Raw genomic sequence first — 17,801 nt, 5'->3', positions numbered from 1 at the left:
GCCTCCTCAGGGCTGCCGTCCTCAGGGCTGGCAGTGGGAGCACCAGTACGTGGTGCGCTCCTGCCCGTCCTTGCCCACCGCGCCGACCGAGACGGATCGCCCGCAGCGTCGGCACTCCCGCTGCCGGTAGACCCACGTCCGCCGAGCCGGTCGCAGGTCGCCGGTGGTGGACTGCGACGCTCGCTCCTTGTTGAGCATGAGGAGCTGGTGCGCCCGGCGTACGAGGCGGGGGAGCCCTTCGACCTCACCCACCGGCGTGAAGGGCGAGCGGCCCGTCAGGAAGCTGAGCTCGCACGCGTACATGTTGCCGACGCCAGCCATCAGGGTCTGGTCCTGCAGGGCCTGGACCAACGGCGTCCCCGGGTCGGAGAGCAGGCGGCGCAGCGCTTCGTCCTCGTCCCAGTCGGGCCCCAGCAGGTCCGGGCCGAGGTGGGCGAGCCGTGCCGCCTCCTGGTCCCGTGGCAGCAGCTCCACGATGCCGAGGGAGAAGCCGACCGCCGTGGTGGTGCCGGTCTCCAGCACCACCCGAGCGGTGTGGGCAGGTCGCTGCCACGCCTCCCCGGGGCGGTAGGTGCGCCAGGTGCCCTCCATCTTGAGGTGGGTGTGCAACGTCCAGGGCTGGTCGTGGTCGAGCCGCAGCAGGAGGTGCTTGCCCCGCGAGCGGCTGCTGACCACACGGGCGCCGTTGAGGTCGACGGTGGCCAGCTCGGGCACGCGGAAGTCGCTGCGCACGACCACCTGGCCGGCGAGCGCGCGTTCGAGCGCCCGGGCCGCCCGCCAGACGGTGTCGCCCTCAGGCACGGATCCGCAGTCCTCGGGGGGTGGCGACGAAGCCCGCCTCGTGCATCGCGAGGCGCAGCACCGTGTCACCGGCGCCGAGCAACGGCTCGCCGTCGACCTTCTCGACGGTGAGCTGCCCCAGGCTCCCGCGACGCACGGAGTCGGCGAGGGCGGCGGCCGCGGGCAACAGGTCGTGCTCCTCCTCGCCCCACGTGAGCAGCGTCTTGCCGCCGCGCTCGACGTAGAGGACCAGGCGCCCGTCGACCAGGACCACGACAGCGCCTGCCTTGCGCCCCGGGCGGTGGCCGCCGCCGGAGTCGGGCCACGGCAGGGCCGCGCCGTACGGGTTCGCCGGGTCCGTGGCGGCCAGCGCCAGTGCCACCGGATCGGCGGCCCGTTCCTCAGGGCTGTCGGCGAACGTGCGCAGGCGGTCGATGGAGCCGGAGGTGCCGAACTGTGCCGCGCCGAGTCCTTCCACGAAGTAGCCCCGACGGCAGCGACCGTTCTCCTCCAGCGCCCCGAGCACGCGGTAGACCGCGGCGAACCCTCCGGGCACCCGTTCGGAGACCACGGCGCCGCGGGTCACCACGCCGTGGCGCTCGAGGAGCAGCCCGGCGCGGGCGTGCGCCACACGGGTGGGGTCGCTCTCCCGCTGGGGGAGCAACGACCAGCGTCCCGCGGTCTCCGGCGGACCGGTGCGCGACGGCATCCGGGCGGCCCGAGGGGGCTTGCGCCGGGAGCGGTGGGCGGTGGAGCCACCGCGCAGGAGACCTCGCAGCGGCACCACCGTGTCGCCCGAGACGTGGCCGCTCCACACCAGGCTCCAGAGCGCGTTGCTCAGTGCTCGGTCGTCCGTGCTCCTGACCAGGTCGGAGAGCTGACGGAAGAACCAGGCGCCGCCGGGGGCCAGCGCTTCGAGCACGGCGAGGGACAGTGGATCCAGCTCGGTCTCGTCCGGCGGTGGCAGGGTGAGGTGGGCCTGGTCGGCGGGATGCAGGCTGATCCAGCCGTCGGTGCCCGGCAGCGCGCCGTGGCCGGCCCACAGCACTTCGCCCGACGCGGTGAGCTCGTCGAGGAACGACGGCTCGTAGTCGCGGACACGGGCCGGCAGCACCAGGGACTCCAGGGCGCTCGCCGGGACCGGGCACCCGGCCAGCTGCTCCACCGCGGTGAGCACGCCGTCGATGCCCCACAGGCCGACGCGGTTCGCGCTGCCGGTCACCTTCTGCCAGACCGGCAGGAAGCGGGCGAGCGCCTCCGGCGCGACGGGTTCCACCTCCTGACGCAGGGCGGCCAGGGAGCGGCGGCGGATGCGGCGCAGGACCTCGACGTCGACCCACTCCTGGCCCTCACCGTCGGGTCGGAACTCTCCCTCGACGACGCGACCCCGGGCGACGAGCCGGGCGAGGTTCTGGCGTACGACGGCCACGCCCAGCCCGAAGCGGGTGGCAGGCTCGGACGGCGTGAACGGGCCGTGCGTGCGCGCGTAGCGGGCCAGGAGGTCACCGAGGGGATCCTCGGCCGGCTCGGTGAAGACGGCGGGCACCCCGGCCGGCACCGGGACCCCCAGACCGTCGCGCAGTCGGGCGACCTCTTCGACGGTGCACCACATCTCCACGCCGGCGATGCGCACCTGCGCGACCCGTCGGGCCCCGGCGAGCGACTCCAACCAGCCGAGGGCGGAAGAGGGCTCGGTGCTGCGCTGGGCCACCTCCTCGGTGGTGAGCGGCCCCAGGAGGCGCAGCATGTCGGCGAGGGCTTCGGCGCTCTTTGCCTGCCGGCCGGGCGCCAGCCACTGCACCTCGCGTTCGACCTCCTCGATCACCGTGGGGTCGAGGAGCTCGCGCAGCTCGCTGCGGCCCAGGAGCTGGGCCAGCAACGCCGGGTCGAGGGAGAGGGCGGCGGCCCGGCGCTCGGCGAGCGGGGAGTCGCCCTCGTACAGGAACTGGGCGACGTAGCCGAAGAGCAGCGATCCGGCGAAGGGGGAGGGATGCTGGGTCTCGACGTCAGTGACGGTGATCTCGCGGCGCTGGACCGCGCGCAGCACCGAGACCAGGGCGGGAAGGTCGTAGACGTCCTGGAGGCACTCGCGCACCGCCTCCAGCACGATCGGGAACGAGGGGTACTGCGCCGCGACCTCGAGCAGCTGCGCGCTGCGCTGACGCTGCTGCCAGAGGGGGGAGCGTCGGCCGGGGTCGCGCCGGGGCAGCAGGAGGGCTCGGGCGGCGCACTCCCGGAACCGGCTGGCGAAGAGCGCGGACCCGCCGACCTCGGTGGTGACGACGGCCTCGATCTCCTCGGGGTCGAAGACCACGAGTGAGGCGTCCGGGGGATCGGCGTCGGTGTCGGGGACCCGGATGACGATGCCGTCGTCGCTGGCCATGGCCTGGGTCTCGACGCCGTAGCGCTCGCGCAGCCGCGCGTTGATGGCCAGGGCCCAGGGCGCGTGCACGGAGGTGCCGTAGGGGGAGTGCAGGACGAGGCGCCAGTCGCCGAGCTCGTCGCGGCACCGCTCGACGAGGACGTGGGCGTCGTTGGGGACGACGCCGGTGGCCTCGCGCTGCTCCTCCAGGTAGCGCACCAGGTTGTCGGCGGCGTACGAGTCGAGTCCGTCGGCGCGCACGTGGGCGCGGGCAGCCTCGGGCGAGAGAGTCCCCAGGCGGCGGACCAGCTCGCCGATCGCCTCACCCATCTCGGCCGGGCGGCCCAGGGTGTCGCCCTTCCAGAAGGGCAGGCGGCCCGGGATGCCCGGGGCTGGCGAGACCAGCACCCGGTCGTGGGTGATCTCCTCGATCCGCCAGCTGGTGGCGCCGAGCGCGAAGACGTCGCCGACCCGCGACTCGTAGACCATCTCCTCGTCGAGCTCGCCCACCCGGCGCCCGGACCCCTCGCCGACCAGGTGGACGCCGAAGAGACCGCGGTCGGGGATGGTGCCGCCGCTCGTCACCGCGAGCCGCTGCGCGCCCGGGCGTGCGGTCAGGGTGTCGGCCACGCGGTCCCACACGAGTCGTGGACGGAGCTCGGCGAACTCCTCACTGGGGTAGCGCCCGCTCAGCAGGTCGAGGGTCGCCTCGTACGCGCTGCGGGGCAGCCCGGCGTACGGCGCCGCGCGCTGCACGAGCGTGTAGAAGTCATCGACCGCCCACTCGTCCATGGCGACGGCGGCGACCACCTGCTGGGCGAGCACGTCGAGGGGGTTGGACGGGATGCGCAACGCCTCGATCTGGCCCGAACGCATCCGGCTCACCGCGACGGCGGTCTGGGCGAGGTCGCCACGGTGCTTCGGCATCAGGACGCCGCGGCTCACCTCGCCCACCTGGTGTCCGGCGCGGCCGACGCGTTGCAGGGCGCTGGCCACGCTCGGCGGGGACTCGATCTGGATGACGAGGTCGACCGCACCCATGTCGATGCCGAGCTCGAGGCTGCTCGTCGCCACGACGCAGGGCAGGCGTCCGTTCTTGAGGTCGTCCTCGATGAGGGCGCGCTGCTCCTTGGACACCGAGCCGTGGTGGGCCTTGGCGATCACGACCTCGCCGGCGCCGCGAGTCGCTCCTGAGCCACCCATGAGGCTGGCAGGTCGGTGGTCCTCCTCCAGGTCGCCGCCGGCACGTGTGGTGGCGATCTCGTTGAGGCGTGCGGTGAGCCGCTCGGCGAGGCGACGGGAGTTGGCGAAGACGATGGTGGAGCGGTGCTGCTCGACCAGGTCGACCACGTGCTCCTCGACGTGGGGCCACAGCGAGGGGGTGGAGGTGGCGTCCGGGTCCGTCGGGTCGGCGGCACCCGCCACCTCCCCGGGAGCGGTCATGTCCTCGACCGGCACCACGACGCGCAGGTCCCACTCCTTGTGGCTGGGCGGCGCCACGACCTCGACCGGCGCCGCCCCGCCCAGGAACCGGGCGACCTCGTCGATCGGGCGTACGGTCGCGCTGAGCCCGATCCGCTGGGCGGGGCGGGGGAGCAGGGCGTCGAGACGCTCCAGACTGATCGCCAGGTGTGCGCCGCGCTTGGTGCCGGCCACGGCGTGCACTTCGTCGAGGATGACGGTGTCGACGCCCCGCAGGGCCTCGCGGGCCTGGCTGGTGAGCATCAGGAAGAGCGACTCGGGTGTGGTGATCAGGATGTCGGGCGGCTTGGTCGCCTGCCGTCGACGCTCGGCCGGGTCGGTGTCGCCCGACCGCAGGCCGACGCGTACGTCACGCACCGACACCCCGAGCCGGTCGGCCGTGTGGCGGATCCCGGCGAGCGGTGCGCGCAGGTTGCGCTCGACGTCGACGGCCAGGGCCTTGAGCGGGGAGACGTACAGGACCCGGCAGGCAGGAGCATCGTCGGCGGGCGGCTGGGTGAGCACGCGGTCGAGGGCGGAGAGGAAGGCGCTCAGCGTCTTGCCCGAGCCGGTGGGCGCCACCACCAGCGCGTGCTGGCCGCGGGAGATCGCCTCCCAGGCGCCCTCCTGGGCGGGGGTGGGCGCGGCGAACGCTGCCTCGAACCACTCGCGGGTCGGGGCGCTGAAGGCGTCGATCGCGGCCACGGCGTCATCTTGTCACCGGGTGCCGACAGTCACACATGGCCCGGAGCGCAATCCACGTGGTCACGAGCGGCCGGACAGTGGTTGCATGGTGCTCATGGCACACGAACGTCCCTCCACCGAGCCCCCGGTCATCGACCCCGAGACCAAGGACTGGACGTGGGTGCTCGAGCGCCGCTGCGACGAGTGCGGCGTGGAGCCCGGCGAGCTGGAGGTCCCTGCGCTCGCCGGACTCATCCACGACTCCACCGTCGAGCTCGGCGAGGCTCTGCGGGCGCCCGCCGCGGCAGAGCGACCCGCGCCGAGGACCTGGTCGGTCCTGGAGTACGCCTGCCACGTGCGCGACGTCCACCGGGTGATGGCGGGGCGGCTGAGCCTCCTCCTCGAGCAGGACGACCCCGTCTTCGAGAACTGGGACCAGGACGAGACCGCCGCGTCCGAGCGGTACTGGCAGCAGGACCCCGCGGTCGTCGACGTGGAGCTGGTGGAGGCCGCCGGCCACGCGGCGGGGCTGTGGGCCAGCGTGCCGCCCGAGGCGTACGACCGCCCGGGTCGCCGCAGCAACGGCAGCGTCTTCACGGTGCGGACGCTGGGGCAGTACCACCTGCACGACGTCCTGCACCACGTGCACGACGTCGGTCGTCCCGTCCCCTCCCCGCGATGAGGAGCAACGGATGAGGCACACGGAGTTCTGGGCGCGGATGGACGAGGCCCTGGGTGAGGGGTATTCCCGCAGCTGGGCCGAGCTGTTCGTGATCGCGGACCTCGGCTCGCGGACCGCCACGGAGGCCCTGGCGGCGGGTGTCCCGCCGAAGGAGGTCTGGCGCGCGGTGTGGTCGGTGCTCGAGCTGCCCGAGCGCCTGCGGTGAGCCGCCCCGAGACCCTCCCGGACACCGGCGCGACGCTCGACGTCGCCGGCGTGCAGCGCAGGACCGTGGGGAGCCTGGTCGCTGTCCAGGCGACCGGTGCCCTGGGCATCACCATCGGCATCGCGACGTCGTCGTTGCTGGCGCGGGACCTGTCCGGCTCAGAGGCCATGGCCGGGCTGTCCCAGACGTTCCAGGTGCTCGGGACCGCGGCTGCGGCCTTCCTCCTCGCCCGCGTGATGTCGCGTCGTGGGCGCCGGGTCGGTCTGGTCACCGGCTACCTGGCGGCTGCCTGCGGTGCGCTCCTCGCGGTCGTCGCCGGGACCGTGGGCTCGATCGCCCTGCTGCTCGTGGCCATGGTCCTGCTCGGCTCGGCGTCCGCCTCCAACAACGCGGCCCGGTACGCCGCCACCGACCTGGCCGCTCCCGCGCACAAGGCCCGAGCCCTGTCCGTCGTCGTCTGGGCCACGACCATCGGCGCCGTCGTCGGCCCCAACCTCACCGGCCCCGCGGCCGGGCTGGCCGACGTCCTGTCGGTGCCGGAGCTCACCGGACCGTTCGTGCTCGGCGCGGTCGGCACCGCCGCCGCAGGGCTCCTGGCGGCTGTGCTGCTCCGTCCGGACCCGCTGCTGACCGCACGGCGGCTCGCCGGCGACGGGCACGAGCTGTCGGGTGGGGTGCCGACGCCGCCCTCCCTGCGTGAGGTCTGGACCGCGTTGCGGAGCCATCCGCTGCTGGTCGCGGCCACGCTCGGCCTCGCCGGCGCGCACGCCACGATGGTGGCCGTCATGGTCATGACGCCGTTGCACATGGAGCACGGTGGTGCCGAGCTGCGCGTCATCGGGTTCGTCATCTCGATCCACGTCCTGGGCATGTTCGCCTTCGCGCCGCTCTCCGGCTGGGCCGCGGACCGGTGGGGACGAGCCCGCCTGCTCGTGGTGGGTGCGGGCGTCCTGCTGACGGCACTGCTGCTCAGCGGGATCTCTCCGCAGGGCAGCTCGTGGCAGATCTTCGCCGGCCTGTTCCTCCTCGGGCTGGGGTGGTCGATCTCCACGATCGCCGCCTCCACGCTGCTCGCCGAGCACGCACCCCTCGAGGTCCGTGCCGACGTGCAGGGAGCCGCTGACATGACCATGTCGCTGGCCGCCGCGGTGGGGAGCGCCCTGGCGGGCGTGATCGTGGGGCAGTGGGGCTACGGAGCGCTCAACGCCTACGCAGCCGTGCTCGCGCTGGCCGTCCTGGGGGCCGGGGTCGCGGCGCTGCGTCACGCCTCGACCCACGCTGCACGACACGCCGCACCGCACTGAGTGTTGTCGAACAGGTGTTCGGGTAGGGTCGTGCTCACAGGTACGACGCAGGGCGAGGTTGTCCACAGCTCGACAGGCTGATCAGGCTTTTTGTCGGTGGCTCGCTCTAGCGTCGAAGAAGTACCTGCACCACCGACGACGAGAATGGAACTGCAATGGCTGCTGCATCGAAGAAGGCGCCCGTGACCCGCGGGGGCGACAAGGGGTCGGCACTCGATGCCGCGCTCGCCAACATCGAGAAGTCCTTCGGCAAGGGCTCCGTCATGCGGCTCGGAGACGAGACCCGCGCTCCGCTGGAGGTCATCCCCACCGGCGCCATCGCCCTCGACATCGCCCTCGGCCTCGGTGGTCTCCCGCGCGGTCGAGTCGTCGAGATCTACGGCCCTGAGTCCTCGGGTAAGACGACGGTCGCGCTCCACGCGGTCGCCAGCGCCCAGGCTGCCGGCGGCATCGTGGCCTTCATCGACGCCGAGCACGCGCTCGACCCGGACTACGCGAAGAACCTCGGCGTCGACACCGACGCCCTGCTGGTCTCGCAGCCCGACTCCGGTGAGCAGGCCCTCGAGATCGCCGACATGCTGATCCGCTCCGGTGCCCTGGACCTCATCGTCATCGACTCCGTGGCCGCTCTGGTGCCCCGTGCCGAGATCGAGGGCGAGATGGGCGACAGCCACGTCGGCCTCCAGGCCCGTCTGATGAGCCAGGCGCTCCGCAAGATGACCGGTGCCCTCAACAACTCCGGCACCACCGCCATCTTCATCAACCAGCTGCGCGAGAAGATCGGCGTGATGTTCGGCTCGCCGGAGACCACGACCGGTGGTCGCGCGCTGAAGTTCTACTCCTCGGTCCGCCTCGACGTCCGCCGCATCGAGACGCTGAAGGACGGCCAGGAGATGGTCGGCAACCGCACCCGCGTCAAGGTCGTGAAGAACAAGGTCGCGCCGCCGTTCAAGCAGGCCGAGTTCGACATCATGTACGGCAAGGGCATCAGCCGCGAGGGTGGCCTCATCGACGTGGGCGTGGAGGAAGGCATCATCCGCAAGGCCGGTGCCTGGTACACCTACGAGGGCGACCAGCTCGGCCAGGGCAAGGAGAACTCGCGCTCCTTCCTGCGGGACAACCCCGACCTGGCCAACGAGATCGAGAAGAAGATCCTCGAGAAGCTGGGCGTCGGCCCGCAGGTCAACGTTCCTGCGGACGACCTGTCCGACGAGCCCATCGGGGTCGATGACTTCTGAGTCGCACGACATCGACCCGTGGGTCGGTGACGTGCATGCGGGTGTGGCCGCCTGGACCGGGGAGATCCCCGTCGACCCGGTCCAGGCCGGTCCTCCTGCCGATGCCGAAGAGGTGGCGCGCAAGATCCTGCTCGACCAGCTGACCGGTCAGGCACGCAGTCGCAAACAGCTGGCCGACAAGCTGGCGCAGCGAAACGTCCCTGAGGAGATCGCCACCCGGCTGCTCGACCGGTTCGAGGAGGTCGGTCTGGTCGACGACGAGGCGTTCGCCCGGATGTGGATCGCTTCGCGCCAGCCGGGCAAGGGCCTGGCCGGACGAGCTCTGGCCCAGGAGCTGCGTCGCAAGGGCGTCGACGACGAGATCGTCAAGGAGACGATCGCCGAGATCGACCCCGACGACGAACGCGCGGCGGCAGAGGCGCTCGTGGCGAAGAAGATGCGTTCGTTGCGGTCCGTCGACCACCAGACCGCCACGCGTCGACTGGTGTCGATGCTGGCTCGCAAGGGCTACTCCAGCGGGCTCGCCTACGCCGTGGTCCGTGACGCACTGGGGGAGCGCGACGAGGAGTACGACGGTCAGCCATGATGGACGCATGGGTGACGACTTGACGTTCGACACGACAGCTCTCGCACTGCCCCCCGGGCCGGTGGACCTGACCGCGCTCCCGACCGACGGCACGCCGGGCTTCACAGGCGACAAGGCCGCGGGCGAGGCGGCGCTGGCCTCGATCGGCCAGGAGCTGGCGGACCTGCAGGAGCGGTTGTGGGCCGGGCGTGAGCACGATGCCTCCCGACGCGTCCTGCTGATCCTCCAGGGCATGGACACCAGCGGCAAGGGAGGGGTGATCCGCAAGTCCCTCGGGCTCGTCGATCCCCAAGGGCTGAAGATCAAGGCTTTCAAAGCACCCACTCCCGAGGAGCTGGAGCACGACTTCCTCTGGCGCATCCGTCAGGCGCTGCCCGACGCTGGTTACATCGGGGTCTTCGACCGCAGCCACTACGAGGACGTGCTGATCCACCGGGTGCGGGGCTACTCGTCCCCCGAGGAGATCGAGCGCCGCTACGACCAGATCGTCGACTTCGAGCAGGAGCTCGTCGCGGACGGCGTCACGGTCGTCAAGTGCATGCTGCACGTGGGGGCCGACGAGCAGAAGAAGCGTCTGCTCAAGCGTCTCGACAACCCCGAGAAGCACTGGAAGTTCAACCCGGGCGACGTGGACGAGCGGGCCCTGTGGCCGCAGTACCAGCGGGCGTACGAGATTGCCCTGGAGCGCACCCACCACCCCGACGCCGGCTGGTTCGTGATCCCCGCCGACCACAAGTGGTACCGCAACCTCGCCGTGGCCGCGCTGTTGCACGACACGCTCGCGCGGATGGACCTGCGCTGGCCGGTGGCGGACTTCGACGTGGCCGCTGAGCGCGCGCGTCTCGAAGCGTTGGTGATCGAGTGATCCCTCGTGTGGGGGTCTCCAGGTACGTCACCCCGCTACGTGAAGGCGGCAGCCTGCCCGGCATCGTCGAGGCCGACGACCTCGGGACCTACGTCTGCAAGTTCTCCGGTGCCGGCCAAGGCGTACGCGTCCTCGTCGCCGAGGTGATCGTCAGCGGTCTGGCCACCCGGCTGGGCCTGCGGACGCCGCGCCTCGTCGCCCTCGAGCTCGATCGTGCGATCGCGCGCTACGAGGCGGACGAGGAGGTGCAGGACCTGCTGGTCGCCAGCGTCGGTCTCAACCTGGGCGTCGACTTCCTTCCCGGGTCCTTCGGCTTCGACGGTGACGTGGAGGCCTCGGCCACTGACCACGGCATGATCCTGTGGCTCGACGCGTTCACCGCGAACGTCGACCGCAGCTGGCGCAACCCCAACCTCCTGGTCTGGCACGGGCAGGTGTGGGTCATCGACCACGGCGCCTCCCTCTACTTCCACCACGCCTGGAGCCGCGGCGTCACCGACCCGGCCCGCTTCGCCGCCCAACCGTGGGACTCCTCCGACCACGTGCTGAGGCGCCACCTCCCCGAGGTGGCGGAGGCGGATGTCCGGGCCCGCACGGTGCTCTCCCGCGAGGTCTTCGAGGAGGTGGTGGCCGAGGTGCCCGACGAGTGGCTGCACTCCACCCCCGACACCTCGCCCGAGGATCTCCGCCGGGCATACGTCGACTTCTTGACCGCCCGTCTGGGAAGTGCGTCCTGGCTGCCGGAGGTGACCTCATGACCGCGTACGCCTACCAGTACGCCGTCCTGCGCTGCGTGCCGCGCCCCGACCGCGAGGAGTTCGTCAACGTCGGCGTGGTGCTCTACTGCCAGGAGGCCGACTTCCTCGCCGTCGAGTGGGACGTGGACCGGGAGCGGCTCGCCGCCTTCGCCCCCTCCCTCGACCTCGACCGGGTCTGCGCTGCGCTGGAGTTCGTCACGGGAGTCTGCGTCGGTGACGAGCGGGGCGGCGAGGCATCGACGCGTCCGCTGAGCCAGCGGTTCGGCTTCCTCAAGGCGCCCAAGTCGACGGTGGTGCAGCCCGGTCCGGTGCACGGCGGCGTGGCCGACGACCCCGCCGAGGCCCTGACACGACTGCTCTCGCACCTGGTCGGGTAGGCGCCGGGTCGTATTCCGCGGTCCCGACACGCGCGAGAGCCCGCGGCCGGACGGCCGCGGGCTCTCACGTGGTGCAGATCCTCGTGGGGTTGTCGCTCAGAGGGGTTCTCCCTCAGACGGGGACCAGCTCGACCGCACCGACGGCGTAGCGAGCCAAGATGGTCCGGGCGACCTCGGGGTGGGCGCCCAACGGCTTCGACACCGCGACGGCTCCCGCTTCCAGCGCGAGCTCTGCTGCCCGGTCGGGCAGCAGGCCCGGAGCCAGGAAGAGCGAGGCCACGGCGATGTGGCGTCGTCCCTGGGTGCGGAACGCGCGTACCGCCTCACCGGTCGCCGGCGGGGCGGCCGAGGCGAACGCGGCGGTCACGGGCAGCTTGTGCCGCGCGCCCCACAGGCGGGCCAGTCGCGCCACCGACTGGTTGGCGAGCGGGTCCGAAGAACCGGCCGAGGCCAGGACGAGCGCGTCGAGCTCTCGTACGCGGCTCTCCTTCAGCGCCTCGCGCATGCGGATGTCGAGCACGTCGAGAAAGCTCGACTCCAGGCCGAGCACCGAGGTGGCCCGGATCTGGAGGCCGGCGTGCCGGCTCATGGCCTCGGCGACGGCCTCGGGGACGTCCACCTTGGCGTGGTAGGCCTCGGTGAGCAGCAGCGGGACGACGACGATCTCGTCGAATCCGGCACGGACGAGCTTGTCGACCGTGGTGGTGAACGAGGGCTTGGCCAGGTCGAGGAACGCGTGCTCGATCCGAAGGTCCGGCCGCATGCGGCGGACCTCCTCGACGAGTGCCTTGACCGTCGCCGCGGACCGCGGGTCGCGGCTTCCGTGGGCGAGTGCAACCAACGCAGGAGCAGCCATCAGAGACCTCCCATTTCTCCAGTGGTGTGCCGTGCATCGACGCCTTTGTCGATTCGGGTGGTGGTGCTGTGGTGCGGTGAATCAGTGGTGCGGTGAATCAGTGGTGGGTGTGGTGGAGCTGGTGGTGCGATTCGTGGTGGTGCTGGTCAGGAGTGGATTCCGCACTCCGTCTTGTTGGTACCGGCCCAGCGGCCGCTGCGCGGGTCGTCACCCGGAGCAACGCGTCGTGTGCAGGGCCAGCAGCCGATCGAGGGGTAGCCGTCGTACACGAGCGGGTTGACCAGCACGCCGTTCTCGGCGATGTACTGCTCCACCTGCTCGTCGCTCCAGCGGGCGATGGGGGACACCTTGACCTTGCCGCGGCGGGCGTCCCACCCGATCACCGGAGCGATGACCCGGTTGGCGGTCTCGGCGCGTCGCAGGCCCGAGGCCCAGGCGTCGAAACCGTCGAGCGTCTCCTGCAGGGGCTGCACCTTGCGCAGCTTGCAGCAGAGGTCTGGGTTGGTCCGGTAGAGGTCCTTGCCGTACTCGGCGTCCTGCTGCGCCACCGTGAGCGGGGGCTCGATGGTGATCAGGTTGACGTTGAGCACCGCCTCGACGGCGTCACGGGTGCCGATGGTCTCGGCGAAGTGGTAGCCCGTGTCGAGGAAGACCACGTTGATGCCCGGCGCGACCGTCGATGCCAGGTGCGCCAGGACGGCGTCACCCATCGAGGACGTGATGCAGAAGCGCTCCCCGAAGGTCGCGAAGGCCCACTCGATGATGTGCTCGGCAGGCGCCAGCTCGAGCTCCGCGCCCATGTGCGACACGAGCTCACGCAGCTCCTCGGGGGAGCGCCCCTCGGTGTGCGTGCCGCGGAAGGCCCGCGCCGCGCTCGTGGTCTCGGTCGTCATGAACTCACCTCGGGTCGGGGGATCAAACCGAACATCTTCAGGCCGAACGAGCGCAGGCAGGACCGGCACTCCCACGCGGACAGCCCCTGCTCGGCCTCGCGGGGCCACAGGTTGTCGTCACCGCAGTAGGGGCAGTGGTTGGGCTGCGAACGCTCTGACATGTCAGGCCCGTTCCAGGACGAGGTCGCCGCGAAGGTTCGCCTCGTCGGTGCGTGCGGCCCACGCCGCGAACTGCTCGCCCTCGGTGCGCTCGGCGAGGTAGTTGGTGACCACGGCGGTGATGTAGTCGTCGAGGCCGGCGCTGGTCACCTTGTGGGCGCGCAGCTTGCGGCCGAAGTTGGCCTGCAGGCCCAGCGCCCCGCCCAGGTGCACCTGGAAGCCCTCGACCTGGCGACCATCGGCGTCCATCACGAGCTGCCCCTTCAGGCCGATGTCGGCGATCTGGGTCCGGGCGCAGGCGTTGGGGCAGCCGTTGACGTTGACGGTGATCGGCGTGTCGAGGTCGGGGAAGCGCTGCTCCAGCACACCGATGAGGTCGGCTGCGCGTGCCTTGGTCTCGACGATCGCGAGTTTGCAGAACTCGATGCCCGTGCAGGCCATGGTGTTGCGGCGCCAGTTGGAGGGACGGGCGTCCAGGCCGATGGTGCGGAGGTCGGCGACGAGGGCCTCGGTGTCCGCGCCGTCGACGCCGATCACCACGAGCTTCTGCCAGGCGGTCAGGCGTACGCCGCGGGCGCCGTACTTCTCCACCAGGTCGCCGAGGGCGACGAGCAGCTCGCCGTTGATGCGGCCCACGACGGGCGCGGCGCCGACGTAGAACTTGCCGTCGTTCTGCTCGTGCACCCCCACGTGGTCGCCCTGACGGGTCGGGACGCCGGGGGAGGGGTTGGAGACGAGCGTGCGCTTGAGGTACTCGGTCTCGAGGACCTCGCGGAACTTCTCCATGCCCCAGTCGGCGACCAGGAACTTGAGGCGGGCCTTGGAGCGCAGGCGGCGGTAGCCGTAGTCGCGGAAGATGCCGCAGACGCCCTCCCAGGCGTCGGCCACCTCGTCGAGCGGGATCCACACGCCGAGCTTCACTGCCAGCATCGGGTTGGTGGAGAGTCCGCCGCCGACCCACAGGTCGAAGCCCGGGCCGTGCTCGGGGTGGACGGTGCCGACGAAGGAGACGTCGTTGATCTCGGGGGCGGCGTCGTGGCTGGGGTGCCCGCTCACCGAGGTCTTGAACTTGCGGGGCAGGTTCGAGAACTCGGGGTTGTCGAGCACGCGGCGCTTGATCTCGTCCATGGCCGGGGTGCCGTCGATGATCTCGTCCTTGGCGATGCCGGCGACCGGCGAGCCCAGGAAGGGGCGGGGCGAGTCGCCGCACGCCTCGAGCGTGGTCAGGCCGACGGCCTCCAGGCGCTCCCAGATCTCCGGGACGTCCTCGATCTGGATCCAGTGGTACTGGATGTTGTTGCGGTCGGTGATGTCGGCGGTGCCACGGGCGTGGTCGACCGACACGGTCCCCAGCGCGCGCAGGGCGGCCGCGTCCAGGATGGCTCCGTCGGTGCGGACGCGCATCATGAAGTAGCGGTCGTCCAGCTCCTCCTCCTCCAGCGTCGCGGTCTTGCCGCCGTCGAAGCCGGGGGCGCGCTGGGTGTAGAGGCCCATCCAGCGGAACCGGCCGCGCAGGTCGGCCGGGTCGATCGAGTCGAATCCGCGCTTGGAGTAGATGCCGAGGATGCGCCCGCGGACGTTGAGGGGGTTGTCGTCCTTCTTGCTCTGCTCGTTCTTGTTGAGCGGCTCGGTGTAACCCAGAGCCCACTGGCCTTCACCGCGCTTGCGGCGGGGACGGGCTGGAGCGGGGGTGGCAGTCATTGCGTGGTCCTAGATTCGCTGAGGGGGAGCAGGCCGTGCGTCGGTCAGTCGGAGGTTCAGCGGGGACAACAGGTCATGCTGCCGATGCGCATCAGGTCCACGTGGCGGCGGGCCACGAGGTAAGCGTGAGTTTCTCGGCTGATCACGCGGCGAGTCTCATCGTGCGGACACACTTGCCACAACTCGTCATCTCGTATCGTGGATGCTCGTACCAATATATGGACACCATTTGGGGTATGCCAAGCGGAAGGGAAAGGCCTCGTGAGGCGCAGGTCACACCCCTGTAGGAGTGCCCTCCGGCGGGGCCGGACCGCACGAATTAGGCTGGGGCCATGACCGACTCTGTTGCCGCCACCGCAAGCGCTGCGTACGACTCCGCCCTGAAGGTGATCGCCTCCGTCGAGCCCCGCATCGCCGAGGCCACTCGGCAGGAGCTGGCCGACCAGCGAGGTTCGCTGAAGCTCATCGCCTCCGAGAACTACGCGTCGCCGGCCGTGCTGCTCACCATGGGCACCTGGTTCAGCGACAAGTACGCGGAGGGCACCGTCGGTCACCGCTTCTACGCCGGCTGCCAGAACGTCGACACCGTCGAGTCGCTGGCCGCCGAGCACGCGCGCGAGCTCTTCGGCGCCGAGTACGCCTACGTCCAGCCGCACTCCGGCATCGACGCCAACCTCACCGCGTACTGGGCCATCCTCGCCCACCGCGTGGAGGGCCCCTGGCTGAAGAACGTCGGCGTCAAGAACATGAACGACCTCACCGAGGCCGACTGGGAGAAGCTGCGCGGCGAGCTCGGCAACCAGCGCCTGCTGGGCATGTCGCTCGACGCGGGTGGCCACCTGACGCACGGCTTCCGCCCGAACATCTCCGGCAAGATGTTCCACCAGAACCAGTACGGCACCGACCCGGCGACCGGCCTGATCGACTACGACGCGCTGCGCGCCAAGGCGAAGGAGTTCAAGCCGCTGATCCTCGTGGCCGGCTACTCCGCCTACCCGCGCCGGGTCAACTTCGCCAAGATGCGCGAGATCGCCGACGAGGTCGGCGCCACCCTGATGGTCGACATGGCCCACTTCGCGGGTCTGGTCGCCGGCAAGGTCTTCACCGGTGAGGAGAACCCGGTTCCCTACGCCGACGTCGTCACCTCGACCTCGCACAAGTCGCTGCGCGGCCCGCGCGGTGGCTTCATCCTCGCCACCGAGGAGTACGCGCCCTCCGTCGACCGCGGCTGCCCGATGGTCCTCGGTGGTCCGCTGAGCCACGTCATGGCGGCCAAGGCCGTCGCGTTCGCCGAGGCGCGCACCACGGAGTTCCAGTCGTACGCCCAGCAGGTCGCCGACAACGCCCAGCACCTCGCCGAGGGCTTCCTGAAGCGCGACACCAACCTGGGGTGACGGGCGGTACCGACAACCACCTGGGTCCTGGTCGACGTCTCCTCCTACGGCCTCACCGGTCGCCAGGCGGAGTCGGCGCTGCTCGACGCCGGCGTCGTCACCAACCGCAACTCCGTCCCGGCCGACCCGAACGGCGCCTGGTACACCTCCGGCATCCGCCTCGGCACGCCTGCGCTCACCACCCGTGGCTTCGGTCAGGCCGAGTTCGACACGGTGGCCGAGCTCATCGTCGACGTGCTGTCGAACACCAAGCCCGGCACCACGAAGGCCGGTGGCCCGTCGAAGGCGTCGTACGTCCTCGCGGACGGCGTCGCTGACCGCGTGCGCGCCGCCAGCGCCGAGCTGCTCGACGCCAACCCGCTCTACCCGGGTCTCGAGCTCTCCTGAGCCGAGTCCGAGCGCGTGGCCCCTGCCCCTCGAGGGCGGGGGCCACGTGCGTTGTGTGCACGAATCGACTCGACACGCCGTCAGGACGGCCCATTCGCGCACACAACCCGCTCCTCACTTCATGAGGCGCGGCCAGATCAGCGCCCGGCCGGCCCGCGTGAGGGTCGAGGCGCGCAGCGTGGCGCCCCAGACGACCAGTCGGCCGGGGTCGTGCGGGCGGCCCAGCGTACGGTCGACGTCACTCAGGAGTGCCCGAGGTTGGTGGACGAGGTCGCTCGAGGTGTAGCCCCGCCGCGTCCATCCAGCCTCCTCCAACCGCCGGTCGCGCCGGAGGTCGGACCGGTGCTGCTCGACGTCGCGGTGGACACCGCCGTCGTACTCGTGCAGGACCAGCGACTCGCCGACCCGTAGGTCGCCGCGTGCCACGAACCCACCGTCGTCGCGCCTCACCTTGTACTGGGGGGTGACCGGTGCGTCCACGTGACGGTGGAACTCGCGCAGGACCGTCTCCCACGGTGACTCCGTGCGTAGGTCGGCGTTGAGCAGCAGGCGTCGGAGCCGTGGGGCACCGTGCCGTCGGGGCGCGGAGGCGTGGGCGAGCCCCTCGCTCGTGGCCAGCCCCAGGTGCAGGGCGGCGTCCACCGCCATCAGGGCACCGAGGTCGTCCAGGTCACGGCACAGGCTGAGGAGTACGTCGGTCACCGGGGCCACGGGCAGCCCTGCGACCGAGCGGGAGTGAGCAGCGGAAGTGCTGCGCAGCGCCTTGAGGCCGGGCCTGCGGACCGGGTGGGCGCCGCGTGGCAGCTGCACGACCACGAGCGGCTCGGGTGGGAGTGGTGGCAGCCACAGTCCGAGCAGCATCGCACCCGTCACGTGGGTGAAGGCCGTCCCGCGGGGCAGCACGCCCAGCCACGCCCGCAGCGTGGCGTGCTCGGGATCGATTGCGTCGACACGTCGATAGGCACCGTGGGTGACCCGGGTCAGTCGTCCTTCCATGGGCAGCACTGTCGCGCGGAGGCGCGCGCGTCGGATCCCGCGCCGGGGCCGGTGGGGGAGACGGAGGTGGTTGTGTGCGCGAATCGGCTCGACGCGCCGTCAGGGCGGCCGAT

Annotated in this window: 14 protein-coding genes and 1 pseudogene; 9 read left to right on the top strand and 6 right to left on the bottom strand. The window is 71.2% G+C overall.

Going from position 1 to position 17,801, the window contains the following annotated elements; translation table 11 throughout:
• Positions 1 to 21 precede the first annotated feature (21 nt).
• Positions 22 to 801 carry a DNA-formamidopyrimidine glycosylase family protein gene (locus FCL41_RS09705; protein ID WP_137065839.1) on the bottom strand — a complete coding sequence of 260 codons (780 nt, stop codon included), beginning with the start codon at positions 799 to 801 and terminating at the stop codon, positions 22 to 24.
• Positions 794 to 5,308 (bottom strand): ATP-dependent helicase, encoded by a 4,515-nt coding sequence (locus tag FCL41_RS09700; RefSeq protein WP_137065838.1) that lies wholly within the window; start codon positions 5,306 to 5,308, stop codon positions 794 to 796. Before FCL41_RS09700 ends, FCL41_RS09705 begins: the two co-directional genes overlap by 8 nt.
• Positions 5,309 to 5,393: 85 nt before the next feature.
• On the opposite strand from FCL41_RS09700, the gene FCL41_RS09695 reads away from it, so the two are divergent.
• From FCL41_RS09695 to FCL41_RS09660, 8 genes are all read left to right on the top strand, one after another.
• A complete protein-coding gene (locus FCL41_RS09695; RefSeq protein WP_137065837.1) occupies positions 5,394 to 5,969 on the top strand; it encodes a DinB family protein in 576 nt (191 codons plus the stop codon).
• A gap of 10 nt (positions 5,970 to 5,979) precedes the next feature.
• Positions 5,980 to 6,174 (top strand): DUF3046 domain-containing protein, encoded by a 195-nt coding sequence (locus FCL41_RS09690; protein WP_137065836.1) that lies wholly within the window; start codon positions 5,980 to 5,982, stop codon positions 6,172 to 6,174.
• On the top strand, positions 6,171 to 7,478 hold the full coding sequence (locus tag FCL41_RS09685; protein WP_137065835.1) for an MFS transporter: 1,308 nt from the start codon (positions 6,171 to 6,173) through the stop codon (positions 7,476 to 7,478). Before FCL41_RS09690 ends, FCL41_RS09685 begins: the two co-directional genes overlap by 4 nt.
• Positions 7,479 to 7,633: 155 nt before the next feature.
• The gene (recA, locus tag FCL41_RS09680) at positions 7,634 to 8,716 is read left to right on the top strand and encodes a recombinase RecA (protein WP_137065834.1); all 1,083 of its coding nucleotides are present in this window, start codon (positions 7,634 to 7,636) and stop codon (positions 8,714 to 8,716) included.
• Positions 8,706 to 9,302: a regulatory protein RecX gene (locus tag FCL41_RS09675; RefSeq protein WP_137065833.1), complete on the top strand. Its 597-nt coding sequence runs from the start codon at positions 8,706 to 8,708 to the stop codon at positions 9,300 to 9,302. Before recA ends, FCL41_RS09675 begins: the two co-directional genes overlap by 11 nt.
• 7 nt (positions 9,303 to 9,309) lie before the next feature.
• Positions 9,310 to 10,167 (top strand): PPK2 family polyphosphate kinase, encoded by an 858-nt coding sequence (locus FCL41_RS09670; RefSeq protein WP_137065832.1) that lies wholly within the window; start codon positions 9,310 to 9,312, stop codon positions 10,165 to 10,167.
• Positions 10,168 to 10,175: 8 nt separating this feature from the next.
• The gene (locus FCL41_RS09665; RefSeq protein WP_239021601.1) at positions 10,176 to 10,925 is read left to right on the top strand and encodes a HipA family kinase; all 750 of its coding nucleotides are present in this window, start codon (positions 10,176 to 10,178) and stop codon (positions 10,923 to 10,925) included.
• The gene (locus tag FCL41_RS09660; RefSeq protein ID WP_137065830.1) at positions 10,922 to 11,302 is read left to right on the top strand and encodes a DUF3037 domain-containing protein; all 381 of its coding nucleotides are present in this window, start codon (positions 10,922 to 10,924) and stop codon (positions 11,300 to 11,302) included. The genes FCL41_RS09665 and FCL41_RS09660 overlap by 4 nt, the downstream gene beginning before the upstream one ends.
• A 112-nt stretch (positions 11,303 to 11,414) precedes the next feature.
• On the opposite strand, the gene FCL41_RS09655 is transcribed toward FCL41_RS09660, so the two are convergent.
• The 3 genes from FCL41_RS09655 to FCL41_RS09645 form a co-directional block, all read right to left on the bottom strand.
• Entirely contained in the window at positions 11,415 to 12,158 is a 744-nt protein-coding gene (locus FCL41_RS09655) for a sirohydrochlorin chelatase (protein WP_137065829.1), read from the bottom strand.
• Positions 12,159 to 12,304: 146 nt separating this feature from the next.
• Positions 12,305 to 13,051: a phosphoadenylyl-sulfate reductase gene (locus FCL41_RS09650; protein ID WP_137065828.1), complete on the bottom strand. Its 747-nt coding sequence runs from the start codon at positions 13,049 to 13,051 to the stop codon at positions 12,305 to 12,307.
• Positions 13,052 to 13,213: 162 nt separating this feature from the next.
• Positions 13,214 to 14,911, bottom strand: coding sequence for a nitrite/sulfite reductase (locus tag FCL41_RS09645; protein ID WP_137065827.1), 1,698 nt, complete (start codon positions 14,909 to 14,911; stop codon positions 13,214 to 13,216).
• Between the two features lie 332 nt (positions 14,912 to 15,243).
• On the opposite strand from FCL41_RS09645, the pseudogene FCL41_RS09640 reads away from it, so the two are divergent.
• A pseudogene (locus tag FCL41_RS09640) lies at positions 15,244 to 16,692 on the top strand (glycine hydroxymethyltransferase).
• A gap of 114 nt (positions 16,693 to 16,806) precedes the next feature.
• Here FCL41_RS09640 and FCL41_RS09635 read toward each other — a convergent pair.
• The gene (locus tag FCL41_RS09635; RefSeq protein ID WP_137065825.1) at positions 16,807 to 17,688 is read right to left on the bottom strand and encodes a hypothetical protein; all 882 of its coding nucleotides are present in this window, start codon (positions 17,686 to 17,688) and stop codon (positions 16,807 to 16,809) included.
• Positions 17,689 to 17,801: the final 113 nt, after the last annotated feature.

The sequence above is a fragment of the Nocardioides jishulii genome, assembly GCF_006007965.1.
Taxonomy (GTDB): Bacteria; Actinomycetota; Actinomycetes; order Propionibacteriales; family Nocardioidaceae; genus Nocardioides; species Nocardioides jishulii.
This window is presented reverse-complemented; position numbering and strand designations above follow the sequence as displayed.

What these genes read in the sequence shown, in the direction of transcription:
- FCL41_RS09695 (WP_137065837.1), top strand. Translation starts at nt 5,394, where the DNA reads ATGGTGCTCATGGCACACGAACGTCCCTCCACCGAGCCCCCGGTCATC.
- FCL41_RS09690 (WP_137065836.1), top strand. Translation starts at nt 5,980, where the DNA reads ATGAGGCACACGGAGTTCTGGGCGCGGATGGACGAGGCCCTGGGTGAG.
- recA (WP_137065834.1), top strand. Translation starts at nt 7,634, where the DNA reads ATGGCTGCTGCATCGAAGAAGGCGCCCGTGACCCGCGGGGGCGACAAG.
- FCL41_RS09675 (WP_137065833.1), top strand. Translation starts at nt 8,706, where the DNA reads ATGACTTCTGAGTCGCACGACATCGACCCGTGGGTCGGTGACGTGCAT.
- FCL41_RS09670 (WP_137065832.1), top strand. Translation starts at nt 9,310, where the DNA reads ATGGGTGACGACTTGACGTTCGACACGACAGCTCTCGCACTGCCCCCC.
- FCL41_RS09660 (WP_137065830.1), top strand. Translation starts at nt 10,922, where the DNA reads ATGACCGCGTACGCCTACCAGTACGCCGTCCTGCGCTGCGTGCCGCGC.
- FCL41_RS09655 (WP_137065829.1), bottom strand. Translation starts at nt 12,158, where the DNA reads ATGGCTGCTCCTGCGTTGGTTGCACTCGCCCACGGAAGCCGCGACCCG.
- FCL41_RS09650 (WP_137065828.1), bottom strand. Translation starts at nt 13,051, where the DNA reads ATGACGACCGAGACCACGAGCGCGGCGCGGGCCTTCCGCGGCACGCAC.
- FCL41_RS09645 (WP_137065827.1), bottom strand. Translation starts at nt 14,911, where the DNA reads ATGACTGCCACCCCCGCTCCAGCCCGTCCCCGCCGCAAGCGCGGTGAA.
- FCL41_RS09635 (WP_137065825.1), bottom strand. Translation starts at nt 17,688, where the DNA reads ATGGAAGGACGACTGACCCGGGTCACCCACGGTGCCTATCGACGTGTC.